The organism is Ralstonia sp. 1138 (assembly GCF_040544795.1).
Classification (GTDB): domain Bacteria; phylum Pseudomonadota; class Gammaproteobacteria; order Burkholderiales; family Burkholderiaceae; genus Ralstonia; species Ralstonia flatus.
Genome location: NZ_JBEPKQ010000003.1, coordinates 759,898 through 782,437 on the forward strand (window position 1 = coordinate 759,898; position 22,540 = coordinate 782,437).

The window sequence follows — 22,540 nt, forward strand, 5'->3', positions numbered from 1 at the left end:
TGGACGATGTCCAGCCGTTTTTTTTGTTTACACTGCGTCGCGAGTTCCCTCCCGTTGTCTCTTCGCGCCCCATCATGAGCCGTCTGTTCGAGCAAAACCGCATCGCCATCGTCTGGGATTTCGACAAGACGCTGATCCCGCGCTACATGCAAGTGCCGTTGTTCGACCGTTTCAATATCGCCGAACAGGGTTTCTGGGACGAAGTGGCCGCGGGCGCGCGCGAAATCGAATCGCGCGGTCAGAAGGTCAACCAGGAGACGTTCTACCTCAACGTGCTGCTGCGTCATGTGCGCGACGGACGCATGGGCGGCCTCGACAATGCCACGCTGCGCGAGCTGGGCGCTGAACTCGAATTCTTTCCCGGCGTAACCGATTTTTTCGAGCGCAGCAAAGCGTGGGTGCGCGACAACGCGGCCTACCAGGCGTTCGACATCAAGCTCGAGCACTACATTGTCAGCACAGGCCTGACAGAGATGATCAAGGGTTCGCCCATTGCCCCATACATCGACGGCGTATGGGGCTGCGAATTCCTGGAGGCGCCCGATTCGAACGCAAACGGGCGGCCGGTCATCTCGGAAGTCATCTACGCCATCGACAACACCACCAAGACGCGGGCGCTGTTCGAGATCAACAAGGGCGTCAACAAGCACCCGGAAGCGGTGAGCGTGAATTCGTCGATTGCCGAGGACGAGCGCCGCGTGCCCTTCGCCAACATGATCTACGTGGCGGATGGGCCGAGCGATATTCCGGCGTTTTCGGTTGCCCGCAAGGGCGGTGGCCGCACCTATGCGGTCTACAACCCTGAGAGCCCTCGCTCATTCGAACAGGCCGACAACTTGCGTGCGGATGATCGCGTCGACATGCTCGGCCCGGCCGACTATCGCGCCGGCTCGCCGACGGAGATGTGGCTCAAATTGCATATCGGCAAGATCGCCGACGGCATCGTCCACGGCAAACAAGAAATCATGCGCGAGACGACGCGCGGCATTCCGCAGCACTTTGTCGAGCCCAAGCGTAGCGTCTCGTAACTCACGCCCTGCGTCTCAACCTCATTGATCCGATTCCCATGAAAGCGATTGAAATTACGCAATACGGTGGCCCCGAAGTCTTGCAGCTTGGCGAGCGGCCGATGCCGGAAGCCAAGGCCGGCGAGGTGCTGATCCGCGTGCGCGCTGCCGGCGTGAACCGGCCGGATGTATTTCAGCGCACGGGCAACTACCCGGTGCCGCCCGGCGCCTCGGATATTCCGGGGCTGGAAGTTGCCGGCGAGATCGTCAGTGGCGATCTGGCGCATGCTGACAATCGCTACGGCTTGAAGGTGGGCGATCGCGTCTGCGCGCTGGTGCAAGGCGGCGGCTACGCGGAGTTCTGCACCGCGCCTCTGGGTCAAGTGCTGCCCGTGCCGGCTGGCCTGTCCGATGTCGAAGCGGCTGCGTTGCCGGAGAACTACTTCACCGTTTGGTCGAACGTGTTCGATCGCGGCTTGCTGGGGCAGGGCGCGCACGGTGCCGATGAAACACTGCTCGTGCAGGGCGGCTCGAGCGGCATCGGCACGACGGCCATTCAGATCGCCTCCGCATTGGGCCACCGCGTTTTCGCGACGGCGGGGAGCGCCGACAAGTGCGCTGCCTGCGTCGAACTCGGCGCCACGCGCGCCATCAATTACAAGACCGAAGATTTCGTCGAAATCGTCAAGGCCGAAACGGGACGCGGCGCCGACGTGGTGCTCGACATGGTCGGCGGGAGCTATGTCGCGCGCGAAATCGCCTGCACCGACGACGACGGCCGCATCGTGTTGATTGCGCTGTTGGGCGGTGCCAAGGCCGAGGTGCCGCTCGGCGACATCCTGCGTCGGCGCATCACGCTGACGGGCTCGACGCTGCGCCCGCGTCCGGTTGCATTCAAGGCGGCCATCGCCGCCAATCTGTATGAAACCGTCTGGCCGTTGCTGTCGTCGGGGCGTATCAAGCCGGTCGTGCACGAGGTCATGCCGGCCGCACAGGCGGCGCAGGCGCATGCCTTGATGGAATCGAGCGCGCATATCGGCAAGATCATGTTGGTTTGGGATTGACGCCAAGACGCCAAAATTGACCCTGTTTTTGCCGCCGCGGTAGAATGCCGGGTTTATTTGACAGTCGACCGGGCAAAACGTGAACGCAAGACCGAAGCTGGTGGTGGGCAACTGGAAGCTGCATGGCAGTCTGAGCACGAACGCCGCGCTGCTTGAGCAGATCAAGGCCGCAGGCAAAACCGGCGCCGCGCTGGCGGTGTGTGCGCCGTTCCCGTACCTGGCGCAGTGCCAGTCGCTGCTCGCTGGTTCTGCGGTGGCCTGGGGCGCGCAGGATGTGTCCGCTGAAGCGCGCGGCGCCTTTACGGGCGAAGTGGCGGCGTCGATGCTGTCGGAATTTGGTTGCGGCTACGTGATCGTTGGCCACTCGGAGCGCCGCTCGTACCACGGCGAAACCGATGCGCAAGTGGCGACCAAGGCCCTGCGTGCGTTGGAACACGGCATCACCCCGATCGTCTGCGTAGGCGAAACGCTGGCGCAACGCGAAGCGGGTGAGACCGAGCAAGTGGTCGGTCGGCAGCTGGATGCGGTGCTGGAGGCGCTGTCGGTGGAGCAGCTGGGCCGTATCGTCGTGGCCTACGAGCCGGTCTGGGCCATCGGCACCGGCAAAACCGCCACGAGCGAGCAGGCGCAAGCTGTGCATGCGTTCCTGCGGGCGCGCGTTGCTGCCCGTGACGCTGGTGTGGCGCAGCGGCTGGCGATTTTGTATGGCGGCAGCGTCAAGCCGGACAATGCCGGCGAGTTGTTTGCTATGGCGGACATCGATGGCGGCCTGATCGGCGGCGCATCGCTGAAGGCGGAAGATTTCCTGGCGATCGGTCGCGCATAAACGACGAATCGGGTCGCCATGTCCCCATGTGCGGCTGCAACATAATATTGAGAGAAACGAAATGGCAATTCTGAAGACTCTGCTGCTGGTGGCGCAAATTCTGAGCGCACTCGGCGTGATTGGTTTGGTGCTGCTGCAGCACGGCAAGGGCGCCGACGTCGGGGCGGCGTTTGGCTCGGGCGCGTCGGGTAGCTTGTTTGGTGCCACGGGCTCGGCCAACTTCCTGTCGCGTACGACGGCCGTGCTGGCTACGGTGTTCTTCATTGCTACGCTGGCGCTGACGCTGATCGGCACCAGCAAGGGCAGCGTGTCTGCGGGTGTGATGGGTTCGGTCGCACCTGTTACGTCGACGGCATCGGCGCCGGCAGCCTCGGCTCCTGCCGCTGCTCCGGGTGCGGCTTCCTCGCCGGCTGTGCCCAAGTAATTTGATGTAACGATCGCGGCGTACTGTCTGGGTTTTTCAGCGCGCCGCGAAGCATAAGATTTTTCTTTGTGCATTGAACAAAAGCTTCGCTTTGCGGTAGAATGCAAGGCTTGAAACAATACGGAAAACGGGCAGGGGCACTCAGTCTCAACCGGGTTCCTGATAGAGTTTCTTCCCCCAGCCGACGTGGTGAAATTGGTAGACACGCTATCTTGAGGGGGTAGTGGCGAAAGCTGTGCGAGTTCGAGTCTCGCCGTCGGCACCAATCAAATTCGGGGTCTGTTCCACGGGATGTTCCGCGCAGGCCCCTCCGCAAGACGACGCGCAGTCGAGGCGTCGTAAGGCTGCGGACCCGGCGCCTTCGATGGGGCGACAAGGCGCCGCCTGCGGGCAGTGCTGTTGCAACCATTCAAAAAGGCGGGCGTCCCTTGAACCTCGAAGCCTATTTCCCCGTACTGTTGTTCATCGTTGTCGGTGTTGGCCTCGGCCTTGCTCTGATGACCATCGGCCGAGTCCTCGGTCCGAACAATCCCGATCCTGACAAGCTCTCGCCGTACGAGTGCGGCTTCGAAGCATTCGAAGACGCGCGCATGAAGTTCGACGTGCGCTATTACCTCATCGCCATCCTGTTCATCCTGTTCGATCTGGAGACCGCGTTCCTCTTCCCTTGGGGCGTGGCGCTGCGTGAGATCGGCTGGCCGGGGTTCTTCGCGATGGGCGTGTTTCTTCTCGAGTTTCTCGTGGGCTTCGTCTACATCTGGAAAAAAGGCGCGCTCGATTGGGAGTGATGTGAAATGGCGATCGAAGGCGTACTTAACGAAGGCTTTGTCACGACAACCGCTGACAAGCTGATCAACTGGACCCGTACTGGGTCCCTGTGGCCGATGACGTTCGGTCTGGCATGCTGTGCCGTGGAAATGATGCACGCTGGCGCGTCGCGTTACGACCTGGACCGTTTCGGCGTGGTGTTTCGCCCGTCACCGCGTCAGTCTGACGTGATGATTGTGGCCGGCACGCTGTGCAACAAGATGGCGCCGGCGCTGCGCAAGGTGTACGACCAGATGGCCGAGCCTCGCTGGGTCATCTCGATGGGCTCGTGCGCAAACGGCGGCGGCTATTACCACTACTCGTATTCTGTCGTTCGCGGCTGTGATCGCATCGTGCCGGTCGACGTGTACGTGCCCGGCTGCCCGCCGACGGCCGAAGCGCTGATCTACGGCATCATCCAGTTGCAGGCCAAGATCCGCCGCACCAACACCATTGCGCGCAAGGCCTGACATGACCGAGAAGCTTGCCACCCTGAAGGCCGCGCTGGAAAAGGCGCTGGGTAATCGCGTTCAAAGCCTGACCGAGTCGATCGGCGAACTCACTCTCGTAGTGAAGGCTGCCGATTACTACGACGTCATGCACACCCTGCGCGATGATGCCTCGCTCAAATTCGAGCAACTGATCGACCTGTGTGGCGTCGATTATGCCGACTACGGCGACGGTGCCTGGAACGGCCCGCGTTTTGCTGCTGTGGTGCATCTGCTGTCGATCACGCACAACTGGCGTGTCCGCGTGCGCGTGTTCGCGCCGGACGATGATCTGCCCGTGGTGCCGTCCGTGACCACGGTCTGGAATTCCGCTGACTGGTATGAGCGTGAAGCGTTTGACCTCTATGGCTTGGTGTTCGAAGGCCATCCGGACTTGCGCCGCATCCTGACCGACTACGGCTTCATTGGCCATCCGTTCCGCAAGGACTTCCCCGTGTCGGGTTACGTTGAAATGCGTTACGACCCGGTGCAGCGCCGCGTGGTCTACCAGCCGGTAACCATCGAGCCGCGCGAGATTACGCCGCGTGTGATCCGTGAAGATCAATACGGTGGTCTGAAGCACTGAAGGGCGCCCGATCATGGCAGATATCAAGAACTACACCCTGAACTTCGGTCCGCAACACCCGGCCGCACACGGCGTGCTGCGCCTTGTGCTTGAGCTGGACGGCGAAGTCATTCAACGTGCCGACCCGCACATCGGTCTGCTGCATCGCGCGACGGAAAAGCTCGCCGAACAAAAGACCTGGATTCAAAGCGTGCCGTACATGGACCGTCTCGACTACGTGTCGATGATGGTCAACGAGCACGCCTACGTGATGGCAATCGAGCGCCTGCTGGGTCTTGAGGTGCCGCTGCGCGCCCAGTACATCCGCGTCATGTTCGACGAGATCACGCGGATCATGAACCACCTGATGTGGATCGGTTCGCACGCGCTGGACGTGGGCGCCATGGCGGTGTTCCTGTACGCCTTCCGCGAGCGCGAAGATCTGTTCGATATGTACGAGGCGGTGTCAGGCGCGCGCATGCACGCGGCCTACTACCGTCCGGGCGGCGTGTATCGCGACCTGCCCGACACGATGCCGCAATACAAGGCATCCAAGGTGCGCAACGAGAAGGCCTTGGCCGCCCTGAACGAAACACGTTCGGGCTCGCTGCTGGACTTCATTGAAGACTTCACCAACCGCTTCCCGAAGTACGTTGACGAATACGAAACGCTGCTGACGGACAACCGGATTTGGAAGCAGCGCCTGGTTGGCATCGGCGTGGTGAGTCCGGAGCGCGCACTGAACAAGGGCTTCTCCGGTGCGATGCTGCGTGGTTCGGGCATCGAATGGGATGTGCGTAAGAAGCAGCCGTACGAGGTGTACGACCGCATCGATTTCGATATCCCAGTCGGCGTGAACGGTGATTGCTACGACCGTTATCTGGTGCGCGTGGAAGAAATGCGCCAGAGCAATCGCATCATCCGTCAGTGCATTGAGTGGCTGCGTAAGAACCCGGGTCCGGTGATCACCGATAACCACAAGGTGGCGCCGCCGTCGCGCGTGGACATGAAGACCAACATGGAAGAGCTGATTCACCACTTCAAGCTCTTCACCGAAGGTATGCATGTGCCAGAAGGCGAGGCGTATGCCGCCGTTGAGCACCCGAAGGGCGAGTTCGGCATCTATGCCATCTCCGACGGCGCCAACAAGCCGTACCGTCTGAAGATCCGCGCACCGGGCTTCGTTCATCTGGCCGCGCTCGACGAAATGGCGAAGGGTCACATGATTGCCGATGCCGTCACGATCATCGGTACGCAGGACATCGTGTTTGGCGAGATCGATCGCTGAACACGCAGGAAACAACGGTTTGACGCGCAGGCAAGCGCGGCTGTGAAACGAGGACGCACGCCGGGGTAAGGCAGTCAGGTAATACGCCCCGCGTCCCGCACCAATCGCAACGAACATGCTATCAGCAGAAGCTCTCAAGGAAATCGACCGGGCGGTCGCGAAATATCCCGCCGACCAGAAGCAGTCCGCCGTGATGGCGGCGCTGGCGGTCGCGCAGAGCGAGAAAGGCTGGGTCTCGCCCGAAGTCATGCAGTTCGTGGCCGAGTACCTCGAAATGCCGCCGGTGTGGGTCGAGGAAGTGGCGACGTTCTACAACATGTACGACACCAAGCCGGTTGGCCGATTCAAGCTGTCGGTGTGCACGAACTTGCCGTGCGCGCTGTCGGGCGGCGAACGTGCTGCCGACTACCTGAAGAAGAAGCTGGGCATCGGTTTCAACGAGACCACCGCCGACGGCAACTTCACGCTGAAGGAAGGCGAGTGCATGGGCGCGTGCGGTGATGCACCGGTCATGATCGTCAACAACACCCACATGTGCAGCTTCATGAGCAACGAGAAGCTCGACGCGCTGATCGCCGACCTCCAGTCGAAGGCGCCGACCAACGGAGCAGGCAAGTAAATGACCTCCCTGCACGATCGACATATCCAGCCGTTGATTCTGGCCGGTCTGAACGGCGACAACTGGCACCTCGAAGATTACGTCAAGCGTGGCGGCTATCAGCAGCTCAAACGCATCCTCACCGAGAAGATCACCCCCGAGCAGGTCATTGCCGACGTGAAGGCCTCTGGCCTCCGCGGCCGTGGCGGTGCAGGCTTCCCGACGGGCCTGAAGTGGAGCTTCATGCCGCGTCAATTCCCGGGCCAGAAGTATCTCGTCTGCAACACGGACGAAGGTGAGCCGGGCACGTTCAAGGATCGCGACATCATCCGGTACAACCCGCACGCGCTGATCGAAGGCATGGCCATCGGCGGCTACGCGATGGGCATCACCGTGGGCTACAACTACATCCACGGCGAGATCTGGAACGAATACAAGATCTTCGAACAGGCACTGGAAGAGGCGCGCGCTGCGGGCTTCCTCGGTGACAACATCCTGGGGTCCGGCTTCAACTTCCAGCTGCATGCGCACCATGGTTATGGCGCGTACATCTGCGGTGAAGAGACCGCACTGCTCGAGTCGCTGGAAGGCAAGAAGGGCCAGCCGCGCTTCAAGCCGCCGTTCCCGGCGAGCTTTGGCCTGTACGGCAAGCCGACGACCATCAACAACACCGAAACCTTTGCCGCGGTGCCGTTCCTGCTGGCCATCGGTCCGGATAACTACCTGAAGATGGGCAAGCCGAACAACGGCGGCTCGAAGATCTTCTCTGTGTCCGGCGACGTGGAGCGTCCGGGCAACTACGAGATTCCGCTGGGCACCCCGTTCTCCAAGCTGCTGGAGCTTGCGGGCGGCATGCGCGGTGGCAAGAAGCTCAAGGCGGTCATCCCGGGCGGATCGTCGGCGCCGGTGGTGCCGGCTGATCTGATGATGGCCTCCGACATGGATTACGACTCGATCGCCAAGGCCGGCTCGATGCTGGGCTCGGGCGCTGTCATCGTGATGGACGAAACGCGCTGCATGGTGAAGTCGCTGCTGCGCCTGTCGTATTTCTATTACGAAGAGTCGTGCGGCCAGTGCACGCCGTGCCGTGAGGGCACCGGCTGGCTGTACCGCGTCGTCGATCGCATCGAGCACGGCAAGGGCCGCCAGGAAGACCTGGACCTGCTGAACAACGTGGCCGAAAACATCATGGGCCGGACCATCTGCGCACTCGGCGATGCCGCTGCGATGCCGGTCCGCGGCATGCTCAAGCACTACTGGGATGAGTTCGCGTATCACGTCGAACACAAGCAGTGCATGGTGCCCACCTACCTTTAAGCGTGGCAGAACATGGTTGAAATCGAAATTGATGGCAAGAAGGTCGAGGTTGCCGAAGGCAGCCTGGTGATGGAGGCGGCCCGCCAGACGGGCACCTACATTCCTCACTTTTGCTATCACCGCAAACTGTCGGTCGCGGCCAACTGCCGGATGTGCCTGGTCGAGGTCGAGAAGGCGCCCAAGGCGCTGCCGGCCTGCGCCACGCCCGTCACCGCGGGCATGAAGGTCTTCACAAATTCCGAGAAGGCAGTGAAGGCGCAGAAGTCCGTGATGGAGTTCCTGCTGATCAACCACCCGCTGGATTGCCCGATCTGTGACCAGGGCGGCGAGTGTCAGTTGCAGGACTTGGCCGTGGGCTACGGCAAGTCTGAATCGCGCTACCAGGAAGAGAAGCGTGTGGTGTTCCACAAGAATGTGGGCCCGCTGATCTCCATGGAAGAAATGACGCGCTGCATTCACTGCACGCGCTGCGTCCGTTTCGGCCAGGAAATTGCCGGCGTGATGGAACTGGGCATGCTCAACCGCGGCGAGCATTCCGAGATCACGACGTTCGTCGGTCAGACTGTTGACTCCGAGTTGTCGGGCAACATGATCGACCTGTGCCCCGTTGGCGCGCTGACCAGCAAGCCGTTCCGCTATTCGGCCCGTACGTGGGAACTGGCACGCCGCAAGTCGGTGTCGCCGCACGATGGCCTGGGCGCCAACGTGATCGTCCAGACGAAGAATCAGCGCGTGATGCGCGTTCTGCCGCTGGACAACGAAGCCATCAACGAATGCTGGCTGTCCGATAAGGACCGTTTCGCCTATGAAGGCGTGAACAGCGACGACCGCCTGACCCAGCCGATGCTCAAGCAAGGCGGACAGTGGAAGGCGGTCGACTGGACCACTGCGCTGGAATACGTGGCCAACGGCCTTAACGAAATCAAGCGTGATCACGGCGCTGAGCAGATTGGTGCATTGGCGAGCCCGCACAGCACGCTGGAAGAGCTGTTCCTGTTGCAAAAACTGGTGCGCGGCATTGGCAGCGACAACGTCGACTTCCGTCTGCGTCAGTCTGATTTCTCGGCCAAGCCGACGGGCGCTCCGTGGCTCGGCATGCCGATCGCCGACGTGTCGCTGCTGCAGCGTACGCTGGTTGTTGGCTCGTTCCTGCGCAAGGATCACCCGCTGCTGGCCGCGCGTCTGCGTCAGGCAGGCAAGAAGGGTGCGCAACTGAGCGTGATCGGCGCAGGTGGCGAAGATTTGCTGATGCCTGCCACGCAGTTGCTGGGCGCGCCGTCGCAATGGCTGTCGCTGCTGTCGCAAGTTGCCGTGGCGGTGGCAGCTGCCAACAACGTTGCCCGCCCGGGTGGCACCGATAGCATCGAAGCCGGTGACGTTGCCAAGCGCATCGCTGCGAGCCTTGCGTCGGGAGAGCGTAAGGCTGTGTTCCTCGGTAACGCTGCTGTGGCGCATCCGCAGTTCTCGCAACTGCATGCGCTGGCCCAGTGGGTGGCGCAGCAGACCGGCGCGACGCTGGGTTTCCTGACGGAAGCGGCCAACACCGTGGGCGGCTACATTGCCGGTGCGTTGCCGCAAGGCAATGGTCTGGACGCCGCCGCCATGCTGGCGCAACCGCGTCGCGCTTACGTGCTGCTGGGCGCTGAGCCGGAATTCGATACTGCGAACCCCGTGCAAGCCCGTGCCGCGCTGGACCAGGCTGACACCGTGATCGTGCTCGCCCCGTTCGCTTCCCGCGCCGCCCTTGAGTACGCGGACGTGCTGCTGCCGACGGCTCCGTTCACGGAAACGTCGGGCACGTTCATCAACTGCGAAGGTTTGCCGCAAAGCTTCAACGGCGTTGTGCGCGGCCTGGGCGATTCGCGTCCGGCGTGGAAGGTTCTGCGCGTGCTGGGCAACCTGCTGAACGTCTCGGGCTTTGAATACGACAGCTCGGAAGTGGTGCGCGACGAAGTGCTGGCCAAGCCGGTCAGCGAGCGTTTGTCGAACGCGACGACCGCGCAGACCGCCGCGCCTGCTGCCGCTGCGGCAGGCATCGAACGTCTGGCCGATGTGCCGATCTACCACGCCGACCCGATCGTGCGTCGTGCGGGCTCCCTGCAACTGACGGCTGCAGCACGCGCCGCGGTGCGCGCTGGCGTGCCGGCAGATCTCTATGCACAGCTGGGCCTGGTCGATGGTGATGCCGTGCGCGTGACGCAAGGGCAGACCAGTGTGGTGCTGCCGGCAGTGCTGGACAAGTCGCTGGCTTCCGGCGTGATCCGTGTGCCCGCGGCGACCGAGGCGTCGGCGCAGCTGGGTGCCATGTTCGGTGCGGTGAGCGTTGAGAAGGTTGAATCGTCCGCGCTGGCGGCTACGGTGTAAGGGTCAACATGATCGAGTCGATTACTTCTTTCGGTACCGCCACCTTCGGTGGGTGGTGGCCGCTGATCTGGACGCTGGTCCGTGCGGTCTGCATCATTCTGCCGTTGCTGCTGTGCGTGGCTTACCTGATCCTGTGGGAGCGCAAGCTCATCGGCTGGATGCACGTGCGTCTGGGCCCGAACCGCGTGGGCCCGATGGGCCTGCTGCAGCCGATTGCCGACGTGCTGAAGCTGCTCCTCAAGGAAGTCATGGTGCCGAGCGCGGTCAGCCGTGGCATGTACATCATCGCGCCGCTGATGGTGCTGATGCCCGCCGTGGCGATCTGGGCGGTGATTCCGTTCCAGGCCGAGGCGATGGTGTCGAACATCAACGCCGGCCTGCTGTACGTGATGGCGATCAGCTCTGTCGGCGTGTATGGCGTGATTCTGGCGGGCTGGGCTTCCAACTCGAAATACGCGTTCCTCGGTGCGATGCGCGCCTCGGCACAGATGATTTCGTACGAAATCGCGATGGGCTTCGCGCTCGTGACGGTGCTGATGGTGACGGGTAGCCTGAACCTGTCGGACATCGTCAACTCGCAGAACCGCGGTTTCTTTGCAGGTCACGGTATCAACATCCTGTCGTGGAACTGGCTGCCGCTGCTGCCGATGTTCGGCGTCTACTTCATCTCGGGTGTGGCTGAAACGAACCGCCACCCGTTCGATGTGGTGGAAGGCGAATCCGAGATCGTAGCCGGCCACATGATCGAGTACTCGGGCATGGCGTTCGCGCTGTTCTTCCTGGCCGAGTACATCAACATGATCGTGATCTCGGCGCTGACGGCGACGCTGTTCCTGGGCGGCTGGGCTTCGCCGATCGACGCACCGGTCCTCAACTGGATTCCGGGCTTCTTCTGGCTGCTGATCAAGGTTTTCCTGCTGCTGTCGGTCTTCATCTGGCTGCGTGCATCGTTCCCGCGTTATCGCTATGACCAGATCATGCGTCTGGGCTGGAAGATCTTCATTCCGCTCACTGTGGGCTGGCTTGTCGTCGTCGCCATCTGGTTGGTGTCGCCGTGGAACATCTGGAAGTAACGGGACAATAGGAAGGCACCATGTTGCTTGCCATCAAGGAATTCTTTAACAGCCTGCTCCTGAAGGAACTCTTCAAGGGCCTGGCGCTGACCGGGCGCTATCTGTTCGCGCGCAAGATCACTGTTCTCTTTCCGGAAGAGAAGACGCCGCTGTCGCCGCGCTTTCGCGGCCTGCATGCACTGCGTCGCTATCCGAACGGGGAAGAGCGCTGCATTGCATGCAAGCTGTGCGAAGCCGTTTGCCCGGCCCTGGCCATTACGATCGAGTCGGATCAGCGCGACGACGGCACCCGCCGCACCACGCGCTATGACATCGACCTGACCAAGTGCATTTTCTGCGGCTTCTGTGAAGAGGCTTGCCCGGTGGACGCCATCGTCGAGACGCACATCCTGGAATACCACGGTGAAAAGCGCGGCGACCTGTATTTCACCAAGGACATGCTGCTGGCCGTGGGTGATCGCTTCGAGCCGGAAATTGCGGCCAACAAGGCGGCCGACGCTAAGTACCGCTGATTCAAGACGTCCGCCGTGCAGCTGGAGTTGGCGGGCGTTGCAGTTGACATCCCGGTTGGACAACGGCTCTTCGAGAGCCAACCAGTTGCGGTGGCGTCATGCCACCGCGGCTTTGGACAAGCGCGTGCCGCAAAACGGCCCGTGCCAGGATCATGGAAATCACGACGATCATCTTCTACTGTTTCGCGCTCGTGCTGGTGCTCGCAGCGCTGAAGGTCATCACCGCGAAGAACCCGGTGCACGCGGCGCTGTTCCTCGTGCTCTCGTTCTTCACTGCGGCGGCGATCTGGATGCTGCTCAAGGCGGAATTCCTCGCCATCACGCTGGTGCTGGTCTACGTTGGGGCAGTGATGGTGCTGTTCCTGTTCGTGGTGATGATGATCGATATCGACATCGAACACCTGCGACGCGATTTCTGGACCTACGTGCCGATGGCTGCCTTCGTGGGCGTCGTCATCATCCTGGAAATGGCTGTTGTGCTGACCAAGACCTTCATGGGCCGCGTGCAGCCCGTGCAGGAGTTGCCGAAGGGCTTTACCGGCCCGAACACGCAGGCGCTCGGGAAGCTGATCTACACCGATTACATCTATGCCTTTGAAGTGGCCGGCGCGGTTCTGCTGCTCGCGATTGTCGCGGCCGTGGCGCTGACCGCACGCCGTCGCAAGGACACCAAGGCACAGAACGTGTCCGAGCAAATCCGCGTGAAGCGCAAGGACCGCGTGCGACTGGTCTCGATGCCGGCGGAAAAGTCGGCTGGCGCAGCTTCGGCTGAATCCAAGAGCTGAGCCCCGGGAGAACCCATATGTCTTCGCTATCCCTTGCCCATTACCTCGTGCTCGGCGCGGTGCTGTTTGCCATCAGCATCGTCGGCATCTTCCTGAACCGCAAGAACGTCATCGTGCTGCTGATGGCGATCGAACTGATGCTGCTGGCGGTCAACCTGAACTTCGTCGCGTTCTCCCACTACCTGGGGGATCTGGCGGGGCAGGTGTTCGTGTTTTTCATCCTGACGGTGGCCGCGGCGGAATCCGCGATCGGTCTCGCCATCCTGGTGGTGCTGTTCCGTAACCTGGACACCATCAACGTCGACGATCTGGACAGCCTCAAGGGCTGACCTCCGCATCCACCTATAAGAAGCGTTCCATGGCTACCACGCTCAATCCCAACCTGCTGCTGGCGATCCCGCTCGCGCCGCTGGCCGGCGCGGCGATCGCCGGGCTGTTCGGCACCAAGTTCTTTGGCGAGAAGATCGGCCGCACGGCATCCCACAGCGTCACCATCCTCGGTGTTGCGATCGCCTTCATTCTGTCGGCGCTGACGCTGTCCGACGTCATCAACGGCACCGGTTACAACGGCACCGTCTACGAATGGATGACGGTGGGTTCGCTGAAGATGGAAGTCGGCTTCCTCATCGATTCGCTCACGGCGATGATGATGTGCGTGGTGACCTTCGTCTCGTTGATGGTGCACATCTACACCATCGGCTATATGGCGGAAGACGACGGCTACAACCGTTTCTTCGCGTACATCTCGCTGTTCACCTTCTCGATGTTGATGCTCGTGATGAGCAACAACTTCCTGCAGCTGTTCTTCGGCTGGGAAGCGGTGGGTCTGGTGTCTTACCTGCTGATCGGCTTCTGGTTCAAGCGTCCGACGGCCATCTACGCCAACATGAAGGCGTTCCTGGTCAACCGTGTGGGTGACTTCGGCTTCGTGCTCGGTATCGGCCTGCTGCTTGCATACAGCGGTAGCCTGAGCTACGCCGACGTGTTCGCCGCCCGCGACAACCTGGCCACGATCGGCTTCCCGGGTACCGACTGGCACATGCTGACGGTCGCGTGCATCTGCCTGTTCATCGGCGCGATGGGTAAGTCCGCACAGTTCCCGCTGCATGTGTGGCTGCCGGACTCGATGGAAGGCCCGACCCCGATTTCCGCGCTGATTCACGCGGCCACCATGGTGACGGCCGGTATCTTCATGGTCGCACGCATGTCGCCGCTGTTCGAGCTGTCGGATTCCGCGCTGTCGTTCGTGCTGATCATCGGCGCTATCACCGCGCTGTTCATGGGGTTCCTGGGCATCATCCAGACCGACATCAAGCGCGTGGTGGCGTACTCCACGCTGTCCCAGCTCGGCTACATGACCGTCGCGCTGGGCGCATCGGCCTACCAAGTGGCCGTGTTCCACCTGATGACACACGCCTTCTTTAAGGCACTGCTGTTCCTGGGTGCCGGCTCGGTCATCATCGGCATGCACCACGATCAGGACATGCGCAACATGGGCGGCCTGCGCAAGTACATGCCGATTACGTGGCTGACGTCTCTGGTGGGTTCGCTGGCGCTGATCGGTACGCCGTTCTTCTCGGGCTTTTATTCGAAGGACTCGATCATCGAAGCGGTGCGTGAATCGCATCTGCCCGGCGCGGGCTTTGCCTACTGGGCCGTGCTGGCGGGCGTGTTCGTGACCGCGTTCTACTCGTTCCGCATGTACTTCCTGGTGTTCCACGGTGAAGAGCGTTTCGGCAAGGCCCACGCCCACCACGACGACCACCATGAAGAGGAAGAGGGCGACCACGACCATCATCATGGTCTGGCCCCCGGCCAGAAGCCGCATGAGTCGCCCTGGGTGGTGACGGTCCCGCTGGTGCTGTTGGCGATCCCGTCGGTCATCATCGGTGCAATGGCGATCCAGCCGATGCTGTTCGGCGAGTTCTTCAAGCACGGTGTGGTGTTCTCGGAAGTCATCTTCAACAGCGAAAACCATGAAGCCATGAAGGTGCTGGCCGAAGACTTCCACGGCTGGGTGGCGATGGCGCTGCATGGTTTCACGTCGGCCCCGTTCATTCTGCTGGTGCTGGGTGTCGTGTTGTCGTGGTTCTTCTATTTGAAGCGCCCGGATATTCCGGCGGCGATCGCCAAGCGCTTCTCCGGCGTCTACAAGCTGCTGGACAACAAGTACTACATGGACAAGATCAACGAGATCGTCTTTGCCAACGGTGCGGTCAAGTTCGGCCGAGGCCTGTGGAAGGGCGGCGATCAAGGTGTGATCGACGGTGTTGTCGTGAACGGCAGCGCGCGTCTGGTGGGCTGGTTCGCGACGGTCGTGCGCCTGCTCCAGTCCGGCTTCATCTATGACTATGCGTTCGCGATGATCATCGGCACGGTTGGGCTGCTGACGTATTTCGTGTTCCTGGCAGGCAAATAAGGGATTACAAAAATGGTTCTGTCTTTTGCGATCTGGCTGCCGATCTTCTTCGGCGTGCTGGTGCTGGCCTCGGGCTCAGACCGCAATCCCGGTTATGTCCGCTGGATGTCGCTGATCGGCTCGCTGATCAGCTTTGTGATGACGTTGCCGCTGATCACGCGTTTCGACAAGACGACGGCTGCCATGCAGTTCGTCGAGAAGTCGTCGTGGATCGAGCGTTTCCACATCAGCTACTACCTGGGTGTCGACGGCATTTCAATGTGGTTCGTGGTGCTGACCGCGTTCATCACCGTCATCGTCGTCATCGCCGCCTGGGAAGTGATTACCGAGCGCGTGGCGCAGTACATGGCCGCGTTCCTGATCCTGTCGGGTCTGATGATCGGCGTGTTTGCGTCGCTCGACGGTCTGCTGTTCTACGTGTTCTTCGAAGCCACGCTGATCCCGATGTACATCATCATCGGCGTGTGGGGCGGCCCGAACCGCGTCTACGCAGCATTCAAGTTCTTCCTCTACACGCTGCTGGGCTCTTTGCTGACGCTGGTTGCGCTGCTGTACCTGTACTTCCACAGCGGCACGTTTGAAATCCTGCAGTGGCATCAGGTCAAGCTGTCGATGAACGAGCAGATCCTGATCTTCCTCGCGTTCTTCATGGCCTTTGCCGTGAAGGTGCCGATGTGGCCGGTGCACACCTGGCTGCCGGATGCGCACGTGGAAGCGCCGACTGGTGGTTCGGTGGTGCTGGCTGCCATCATGCTGAAGCTGGGCGCCTACGGCTTCCTGCGGTTCTCGCTGCCGATCGCGCCGGATGCCAGCCACAGCCTGTCCGCATTCATCATCGCGATCTCGCTGGTTGCCGTGATCTACATCGGTCTGGTGGCGCTGGTGCAGGCCGACATGAAGAAGCTGGTCGCGTATTCGTCGATCGCGCACATGGGCTTCGTCACGCTGGGCTTCTTCATCTTCAACGAGATCGGTGTGGAGGGCGGTATCGTCCAGATGATCTCGCACGGCTTCATCTCGGGCGCAATGTTCCTGTGCATTGGCGTGTTGTATGACCGCGTGCACTCGCGTCAGATTGCCGATTACGGCGGTGTGGTGAACACGATGCCGAAGTTTGCGGCGCTGTCGGTCTTCTTTGCGATGGCCAACTGCGGCCTGCCGGCAACCTCTGGTTTCGTCGGCGAGTTCATGGTGATCCTGGGTTCCGTGAAGTTCAACTTCTGGATTGGCCTCCTGGCCGCCACGGCGCTGATCTTTGGCGCAGCGTATTCGCTGTGGATGGTCAAGCGCGTGATCTTCGGTGATGTGACGCACAAGCATGTGGCCGAGCTGAAGGACCTGAATTGCCGCGAGTTCTTCATGCTGGGCGTGCTCGCGATCGCCACCCTGTACATGGGCCTGTATCCGAAGCCCTTCACCGATGTCATGCATGCGTCCGTGGTCAATCTGCTGACCCACGTGGCTCAGTCGAAGCTGTAAGCAGCGAGAAGAAACTATGCAATCGTCCTCCTCTATTGCGGCTTTTGCCCCAATCGTTTTTCTCGCGCTGGGCATTGGTGCCGTCAACTGGATTGACTTGGCACGCGGCCAGAAACGAAGCAGCGTGGCGTATCCGGTTTCGCTGGTGATTACGCTGGTGCTGGCGGTGTGGTTCGCGCTGAATGCTGCGAACGGTGAGACGCACTACGTGTTCGGCAACATGGCCGTGATCGACCCGATGGCTAACGTGCTGGCGTCGTTCTGTGCGCTGACGCTGTTTGCCACGCTGGTATACACGCGCCGCTATCTGGCCGACCGTGACATGTACGCGGGCGAGTTCTATATGTTCGCCCTGTTCACACTGGGCGGCCAGGTGGTGATGATCACCGGCAATAACTTCCTCGTGCTCTATCTGGGCCTGGAACTGCTGTCGCTTGCGTCCTACACGCTGGTAGCGCTGCGTCGCCGTTCGAACGTGTCGTCCGAATCGGCCATGAAGTATTTCATCCTGGGCGCGCTGGCATCTGGCCTGCTGCTGTACGGCATGTCGATGCTGTACGGTGCAACCGGCTCGTTGGAGCTGGGCAAGGTGTTTGACGCCATCAAGAACGGTGAGATCAACAAGACGATCCTCGTGTTCGGCGTGGTGTTCATTGTTGCTGGCCTGGGCTTCAAGCTTGGTGTGGCGCCGTTCCACATGTGGGTGCCGGATGTGTACCAGGGCTCGCCGACGGCCGTGACGCTGCTGATTGCCGGTGCGCCGAAAGTGGCCGCCTTCGCAATGACGCTGCGTATTCTGGTGGAAGGCCTGCTGCCGCTGGCATTCGACTGGCAGAACATGCTGATCGTGCTGGCTGTCGTGTCGTTGGCTATCGGCAATATCACAGGCGTTGTGCAGACCAACTTCAAGCGTCTACTGGGTTATTCGACCGTCTCGCACATGGGCTTCCTGCTGCTGGGCCTGGTATCGGGCGTCAGCTCCGGCAAGCCGGATTTGACGGCACAGGCCTACAGCGCGTCGATGTTCTATGCCATCACCTACGTGCTGACCGCACTGGGCGCGTTCGGCGTCATCCTGCTGCTGTCGCGCAAGGGGTACGAGGCGGAAGACATCGCCGACCTGAAAGGCCTGTCGAAGAAGAGCCCGTGGTTCGCGCTGCTGATGCTGTTCATCATGATGTCGTTGGCGGGCCTGCCGCCGACGGTCGGTTTCTACGCCAAGCTGTCGGTCCTGGGCGCAGTCGTCGATGCGGGCATGTCGTGGCTGGCCGTTGTGGCGGTGCTGTTCTCGCTGGTGGGCGCGTTCTACTACCTGCGCGTCATCAAGGTCATGTACTTTGACGTGCCGGCTGACGAAGGCCCTGTGGAAGCCACCTTCGGCCTGCGCTCGCTGCTGTCGATCAATGGCTTGCTGGTGTTGTTGCTCGGTATCTTTCCGGCCGGCCTGATGGCCGTGTGCTATCAGGCGATCCGCCTGACGCTGGCTTCGTAATACGCCGAGCGTCATGAGCACGTCGACGGGCGGCCTGTTTGTCATCGTGTTGGCACTGATCTGTGCCAACCTGCCGTTCGTCAACCAACGCGTGCTGGCACTGGTGCCGGCACGCTGGCCGCGCAAGCCGTTCTGGCTGCGCGGCACCGAGCTGATTGCCATGTATGTTGTGGTTGGGCTGATCGGCTTCAGTATTGAATCGAGCCAGGGCAATGCGTTTGCGCAAGGCTGGCAGTTCTACGCGATCACCGCATGCCTGATGCTGGTGTTCGCGTTTCCGGGCTTTACGTGGCAATACCTGGTTCGCCATCCCCGCGATTCCCGTTAATTCCCGCCGGGCAGGTTCCCGCTGTCTCGGCATGAGAGAGCGCCATGTCCGATCACACCCCGCCGAACGAAACCTCTGAGACTGCGCAGGACTCGGACGCCGGCCTGCGCGAGACGCAGGTGGCCTCTGCGCTGATGCACCAGGGTAAATTCCTCACGCTCAAGCAGGACATCGTCCGTCTGCCGGACGGCCGAAATGCCAGCCGCGAATACCTGGTTCATCCCGGTGCAGTGATGATGATTCCGCTGTTCGACGATGGCACCGTGCTCATGGAGCGCCAGTTTCGCTATCCAGTCGACAGGGTGATGATCGAGTTTCCCGCCGGCAAGCTCGACCCGCAAGAAGGCGCGCTGGCATGCGGCAAGCGCGAACTGCGGGAGGAAACCGGCTACACGGCCGAGCGCTGGGACTACCTCACACGCATCCATCCGGTCATTTCGTATTCCACCGAATTCATCGACATTTATCTTGCCCGGGATCTGAAGCAAGGCGAGGCAATGCTCGATGAAGGCGAATTTCTCGAGACTTTTGTCACCTCGGCTGGTCAGCTCATCGATTGGGTGCGCGATGGCAAAATTTCGGACGTGAAGACCATCATCGGCACGTTCTGGCTTGAGAAGATCCTGTCCGGAGCCTGGACCCCAGGTGCAGCCTGAGCCGCTTGCTGCCGTCGCTTGATCGCACGATTTTGCTGTCTTCGCTACCATGGCGAACGGTCGTGCGAAAAAATTAGCACGACCGTTCACAAATTTTTGAATCGGGGATACACTCATCCCCATGCGCTGGACCGATCATGAAAGTGCTGGACCTCCGCTGTGCCAATGACCACCGCTTCGAAGGCTGGTTCGGCTCTGATGCCGACCTGCAATCGCAGCAAGAACGCGGGCTGTTGACGTGTCCTGTCTGCGGTCACAACGAGGTTGAGCGCTTGCCGAGTGCGCCGCGCCTGAATCTGTCGTCGTCACGAACGGAGGCCGCCCAGAAGGGCGCTGCCGCCAAGACAGCCGAAGGCGAGGGCGGTGTATCCGCAACCCTGCAACAGCTCTACCTGAAAGCCGTGCGCCATGTCCTTGCCAATACCGAGGACGTCGGCGAGCGGTTTGCAGAAGAGGCGCGCCGCATGCACTACAACGAGGCGCCGGAGCGGGGCATTCGCGGAACGACGTCTCGGGAGGAAGCGCAGGAACTGGCCGAGGAAGGCATCGACGTGATGCCGCTGCTGGTGCCCGACGCGCTGAAGCAGCCCGTGCACTAGCAGCCCCGATTCAGGTCCGCGCCGGTCCGACAGAACGTTCTTCGCCGATTTGCCACGGTGGGGAGCCAACCACAGGAGACAGGCATGGATCTGAACTACTCGGCGGCCGACGATGCGTTCCGCCAGGAAGTCCGCGGCTGGCTGGAAGCCAATCTGCCCAAGGACATCCAGGACAAGGTGTTGAACCACCGCCGCCTGAGCCGCGACGATTTCGTCCGCTGGCACAAGGCGCTCGCAGCGAAGGGCTGGTCGGTACCGCACTGGCCGGTCGAGTGGGGCGGCACCGGCTGGTCCCCCATCCAAAAACACATCTGGGACGAAGAGTGCGCGCAGGTCGGCGCACCTGGCGTGCTGCCGTTCGGCGTCAGCATGGTCGCGCCCGTGATCATGAAGTACGGCAATGAAGCGCAGAAGCGCTACTTCCTGCCGCGCATCGTTGATTGCACCGACTGGTGGTGCCAGGGCTATTCGGAGCCGGGGTCCGGGTCCGATCTGGCCTCCGTCAAGACGCGTGCTGTGCGCGAAGGCGATCACTACATCGTCAATGGCCAGAAGACCTGGACGACGCTCGGCCAACACGCCGACATGATCTTCTGTCTCGTCCGCACCGACCCCGATGCGAAGAAGCAAGAAGGCATCTCGTTCCTGCTGATCGACATGAAGACGCCGGGCATTACCGTGCGCCCGATCATCATGCTGGACGAAGAGCACGAGGTGAACGAGGTCTTCTTCGACAACGTCAAGGTGCCCGTCCAGAACCTGATCGGTGATGAGAACCGCGGATGGACGTACGCCAAATACCTGCTCGGCCACGAGCGCACCGGCATTGCACGTGTGGGCAATTCCAAGCGCGAACTGGCGTTCCTCAAGCGCGTTGCCAAGCAACACCAGAAGAACGGCAAGCCGCTGCTGCAGGACCCGGTATTCGGTGCCAAGGTGGCGTCGCTGGAGATCGAACTGCTGGCGCTGGAGATGACGGTGCTGCGCGTGGTGTCGAGCGAGAACGCAGGCAAGGGCCCGGGGCCCGAGGCGTCGCTGCTCAAGATCAAGGGCACGCAGATCCAGCAGATGCTGACCGAGCTGATGGTGGAGGCCGTGGGGCCATACGCCCAGCCGTTCGACCCGAGCTACCTTGAAGGCGAGACCTCGCAGGCCGCGACGGGCGACAACGATGCCGCGCCGCTTGCGCCGTACTACTTCAACTATCGCAAGACCTCGATCTACGGCGGGTCGAACGAAATCCAGCGCAACATCATCTCGCAGATGATCCTTGGCGTCTGAGCAGAACGGCGACAGAACACATAGCGGAGACAAACATGGATTTCTCGTTCACCGACGAACAGAAGCAACTGGCCGACGCGGTGCGCCGCTTCATCGAGAAGGACTACAGCTTTGAGGCGCGCAACAAGGTCGTGTATTCGCCGGAAGGTGTGTCGCAGGGCCACTGGGATGCACTGGCCGAACTGGGCCTGACCGCACTGCCTGTGCCTGAAGCACAAGGCGGTTTTGACGGCCGCGCGATGGACTTGCTGGTGGTGATGCAGGAACTGGGTCGCGGCCTGGTCGTGGAACCGTATCAGGCCACCGTGCTCGGCGCCCAGGCGCTGAAGCTGGCGGGCGGCCAAGAGGCATTGCTGGAAGAAGTTGCTGGCGGCGCTGTGAAGCTGGCTATTGCATTCGGCGAGCGCCAATCGCGTTACGAGCTGTTCAACGTCACCACGCGCGCCACACAGCAGGGCGCCGGTTGGACGCTGACCGGCGAGAAGGCGGTTGTGGTGCATGGCGCGCAGGCAGACAAGCTGATCGTCTCGGCGCGCACCGGTGGCGAAGCGCGTGATACGTCGGGCCTGTCGCTCTTCGTGGTCGAGCGCGATGCCGCTGGCGTGACGGTCAAGGACTACCGCACGATCGACAACCTGCACGCTGCGGACATCCGCTTCGACAACGCGCCGGCAACGCTGCTGGGCAAGGCCGGCGAAGCGTGGGAGACCATCGATGCCGTCGCCGATCTCGGCTGCGTGCTGTTGTGTGCTGAAGCGATCGGTTTGATCGATGCGCTGAACGCCGCAACGCTGGAGTACACCAAGACCCGCCAGCAGTTTGGCGTGCCCATCGCGCGCTTCCAGGCGCTGCAGCACCGCATGGTCGACATGTTCATCCATGGCGAGCAGGCGCGTTCGATCACGTATCTGGCGGCTGCGCACTTTGAAGATGGCGATGTCGAGGCGCGCCGCCGCTATGTGTCGGCGGCCAAGGCGCGTGTCGGCCAGGCTGCGCGTGATGTTGGGCAGGAAGCGGTGCAGTTGCACGGCGGCATGGGCGTGACGAACGAACTGCCGGCCGCACACATGTTCAAGCGGCTGACGATGATCAACACGACGTTGGGTGACGTGGATCATCACTTGGCACGCTTCGCATCGCTGCCCGGCTTCCAGCAGGCGGCGTAACG

Annotated in this window: 23 protein-coding genes and 1 tRNA gene; all 24 read left to right on the top strand. The window is 61.6% G+C overall.

Annotated features, from left to right (window positions below):
• The first annotated feature begins 74 nt into the window (after nucleotides 1–74).
• Nucleotides 75–1,028 (top strand): HAD family hydrolase, encoded by a 954-nt coding sequence (locus ABIC76_RS16405; RefSeq protein WP_147217682.1) that lies wholly within the window; start codon nucleotides 75–77, stop codon nucleotides 1,026–1,028.
• Nucleotides 1,029–1,066: 38 nt separating this feature from the next.
• The gene (locus tag ABIC76_RS16410) at nucleotides 1,067–2,071 is read left to right on the top strand and encodes an NAD(P)H-quinone oxidoreductase (RefSeq protein ID WP_354534596.1); all 1,005 of its coding nucleotides are present in this window, start codon (nucleotides 1,067–1,069) and stop codon (nucleotides 2,069–2,071) included.
• A 79-nt stretch (nucleotides 2,072–2,150) separates the two neighbouring features.
• Nucleotides 2,151–2,897, top strand: a complete 747-nt coding sequence (gene tpiA / locus ABIC76_RS16415) for a triose-phosphate isomerase (RefSeq protein WP_102066410.1) — start codon at nucleotides 2,151–2,153, stop codon at nucleotides 2,895–2,897.
• 61 nt (nucleotides 2,898–2,958) lie between these two features.
• Entirely contained in the window at nucleotides 2,959–3,321 is a 363-nt protein-coding gene (gene secG / locus ABIC76_RS16420) for a preprotein translocase subunit SecG (RefSeq protein WP_102066409.1), read from the top strand.
• A 180-nt stretch (nucleotides 3,322–3,501) separates the two neighbouring features.
• Nucleotides 3,502–3,586: transfer RNA gene (locus ABIC76_RS16425), tRNA-Leu, on the top strand.
• Nucleotides 3,587–3,749: 163 nt separating this feature from the next.
• Nucleotides 3,750–4,109: an NADH-quinone oxidoreductase subunit A gene (locus ABIC76_RS16430; RefSeq protein ID WP_004630810.1), complete on the top strand. Its 360-nt coding sequence runs from the start codon at nucleotides 3,750–3,752 to the stop codon at nucleotides 4,107–4,109.
• Between the two features lie 6 nt (nucleotides 4,110–4,115).
• Nucleotides 4,116–4,598 (top strand): NuoB/complex I 20 kDa subunit family protein, encoded by a 483-nt coding sequence (locus tag ABIC76_RS16435; protein WP_004630808.1) that lies wholly within the window; start codon nucleotides 4,116–4,118, stop codon nucleotides 4,596–4,598.
• A 1-nt stretch (nucleotide 4,599) separates the two neighbouring features.
• Nucleotides 4,600–5,202, top strand: coding sequence for an NADH-quinone oxidoreductase subunit C (locus tag ABIC76_RS16440; protein WP_354534597.1), 603 nt, complete (start codon nucleotides 4,600–4,602; stop codon nucleotides 5,200–5,202).
• A 13-nt stretch (nucleotides 5,203–5,215) separates the two neighbouring features.
• Nucleotides 5,216–6,469: an NADH-quinone oxidoreductase subunit D gene (locus tag ABIC76_RS16445; RefSeq protein WP_009241062.1), complete on the top strand. Its 1,254-nt coding sequence runs from the start codon at nucleotides 5,216–5,218 to the stop codon at nucleotides 6,467–6,469.
• Nucleotides 6,470–6,584: 115 nt separating this feature from the next.
• Nucleotides 6,585–7,088 (top strand): NADH-quinone oxidoreductase subunit NuoE, encoded by a 504-nt coding sequence (nuoE, locus tag ABIC76_RS16450; protein WP_004630801.1) that lies wholly within the window; start codon nucleotides 6,585–6,587, stop codon nucleotides 7,086–7,088.
• On the top strand, nucleotides 7,089–8,384 hold the full coding sequence (gene nuoF, locus ABIC76_RS16455; RefSeq protein WP_009241061.1) for an NADH-quinone oxidoreductase subunit NuoF: 1,296 nt from the start codon (nucleotides 7,089–7,091) through the stop codon (nucleotides 8,382–8,384).
• Nucleotides 8,385–8,396: 12 nt separating this feature from the next.
• A complete protein-coding gene (gene nuoG, locus ABIC76_RS16460; protein ID WP_354534598.1) occupies nucleotides 8,397–10,748 on the top strand; it encodes an NADH-quinone oxidoreductase subunit NuoG in 2,352 nt (783 codons plus the stop codon).
• Between the two features lie 8 nt (nucleotides 10,749–10,756).
• Entirely contained in the window at nucleotides 10,757–11,821 is a 1,065-nt protein-coding gene (nuoH, locus tag ABIC76_RS16465; protein WP_009241059.1) for an NADH-quinone oxidoreductase subunit NuoH, read from the top strand.
• Between the two features lie 20 nt (nucleotides 11,822–11,841).
• A complete protein-coding gene (gene nuoI / locus ABIC76_RS16470) occupies nucleotides 11,842–12,333 on the top strand; it encodes an NADH-quinone oxidoreductase subunit NuoI (protein WP_003261939.1) in 492 nt (163 codons plus the stop codon).
• 152 nt (nucleotides 12,334–12,485) lie between these two features.
• Complete coding sequence (locus tag ABIC76_RS16475) at nucleotides 12,486–13,118, top strand: NADH-quinone oxidoreductase subunit J (protein ID WP_102066406.1); 633 nt, start codon at nucleotides 12,486–12,488, stop codon at nucleotides 13,116–13,118.
• A gap of 17 nt (nucleotides 13,119–13,135) precedes the next feature.
• The gene (gene nuoK, locus ABIC76_RS16480; protein ID WP_004630788.1) at nucleotides 13,136–13,447 is read left to right on the top strand and encodes an NADH-quinone oxidoreductase subunit NuoK; all 312 of its coding nucleotides are present in this window, start codon (nucleotides 13,136–13,138) and stop codon (nucleotides 13,445–13,447) included.
• Between the two features lie 29 nt (nucleotides 13,448–13,476).
• Nucleotides 13,477–15,537 carry an NADH-quinone oxidoreductase subunit L gene (nuoL, locus tag ABIC76_RS16485; protein ID WP_354534599.1) on the top strand — a complete coding sequence of 687 codons (2,061 nt, stop codon included), beginning with the start codon at nucleotides 13,477–13,479 and terminating at the stop codon, nucleotides 15,535–15,537.
• A gap of 12 nt (nucleotides 15,538–15,549) precedes the next feature.
• Nucleotides 15,550–17,016, top strand: coding sequence for an NADH-quinone oxidoreductase subunit M (locus ABIC76_RS16490; protein WP_024975298.1), 1,467 nt, complete (start codon nucleotides 15,550–15,552; stop codon nucleotides 17,014–17,016).
• A gap of 16 nt (nucleotides 17,017–17,032) precedes the next feature.
• A complete protein-coding gene (gene nuoN / locus ABIC76_RS16495) occupies nucleotides 17,033–18,508 on the top strand; it encodes an NADH-quinone oxidoreductase subunit NuoN (protein WP_102066404.1) in 1,476 nt (491 codons plus the stop codon).
• A gap of 13 nt (nucleotides 18,509–18,521) precedes the next feature.
• The gene (locus ABIC76_RS16500) at nucleotides 18,522–18,836 is read left to right on the top strand and encodes a DUF2818 family protein (protein ID WP_354534600.1); all 315 of its coding nucleotides are present in this window, start codon (nucleotides 18,522–18,524) and stop codon (nucleotides 18,834–18,836) included.
• Nucleotides 18,837–18,880: 44 nt separating this feature from the next.
• Nucleotides 18,881–19,492 carry an NUDIX domain-containing protein gene (locus ABIC76_RS16505; RefSeq protein WP_102066403.1) on the top strand — a complete coding sequence of 204 codons (612 nt, stop codon included), beginning with the start codon at nucleotides 18,881–18,883 and terminating at the stop codon, nucleotides 19,490–19,492.
• Nucleotides 19,493–19,629: 137 nt separating this feature from the next.
• Nucleotides 19,630–20,091 (top strand): DUF1178 family protein, encoded by a 462-nt coding sequence (locus tag ABIC76_RS16510; protein ID WP_102066402.1) that lies wholly within the window; start codon nucleotides 19,630–19,632, stop codon nucleotides 20,089–20,091.
• Between the two features lie 84 nt (nucleotides 20,092–20,175).
• Nucleotides 20,176–21,372, top strand: coding sequence for an acyl-CoA dehydrogenase family protein (locus ABIC76_RS16515; RefSeq protein WP_102066401.1), 1,197 nt, complete (start codon nucleotides 20,176–20,178; stop codon nucleotides 21,370–21,372).
• A gap of 35 nt (nucleotides 21,373–21,407) precedes the next feature.
• A complete protein-coding gene (locus ABIC76_RS16520) occupies nucleotides 21,408–22,538 on the top strand; it encodes an acyl-CoA dehydrogenase family protein (protein WP_354534601.1) in 1,131 nt (376 codons plus the stop codon).
• Nucleotides 22,539–22,540 lie beyond the last annotated feature (2 nt).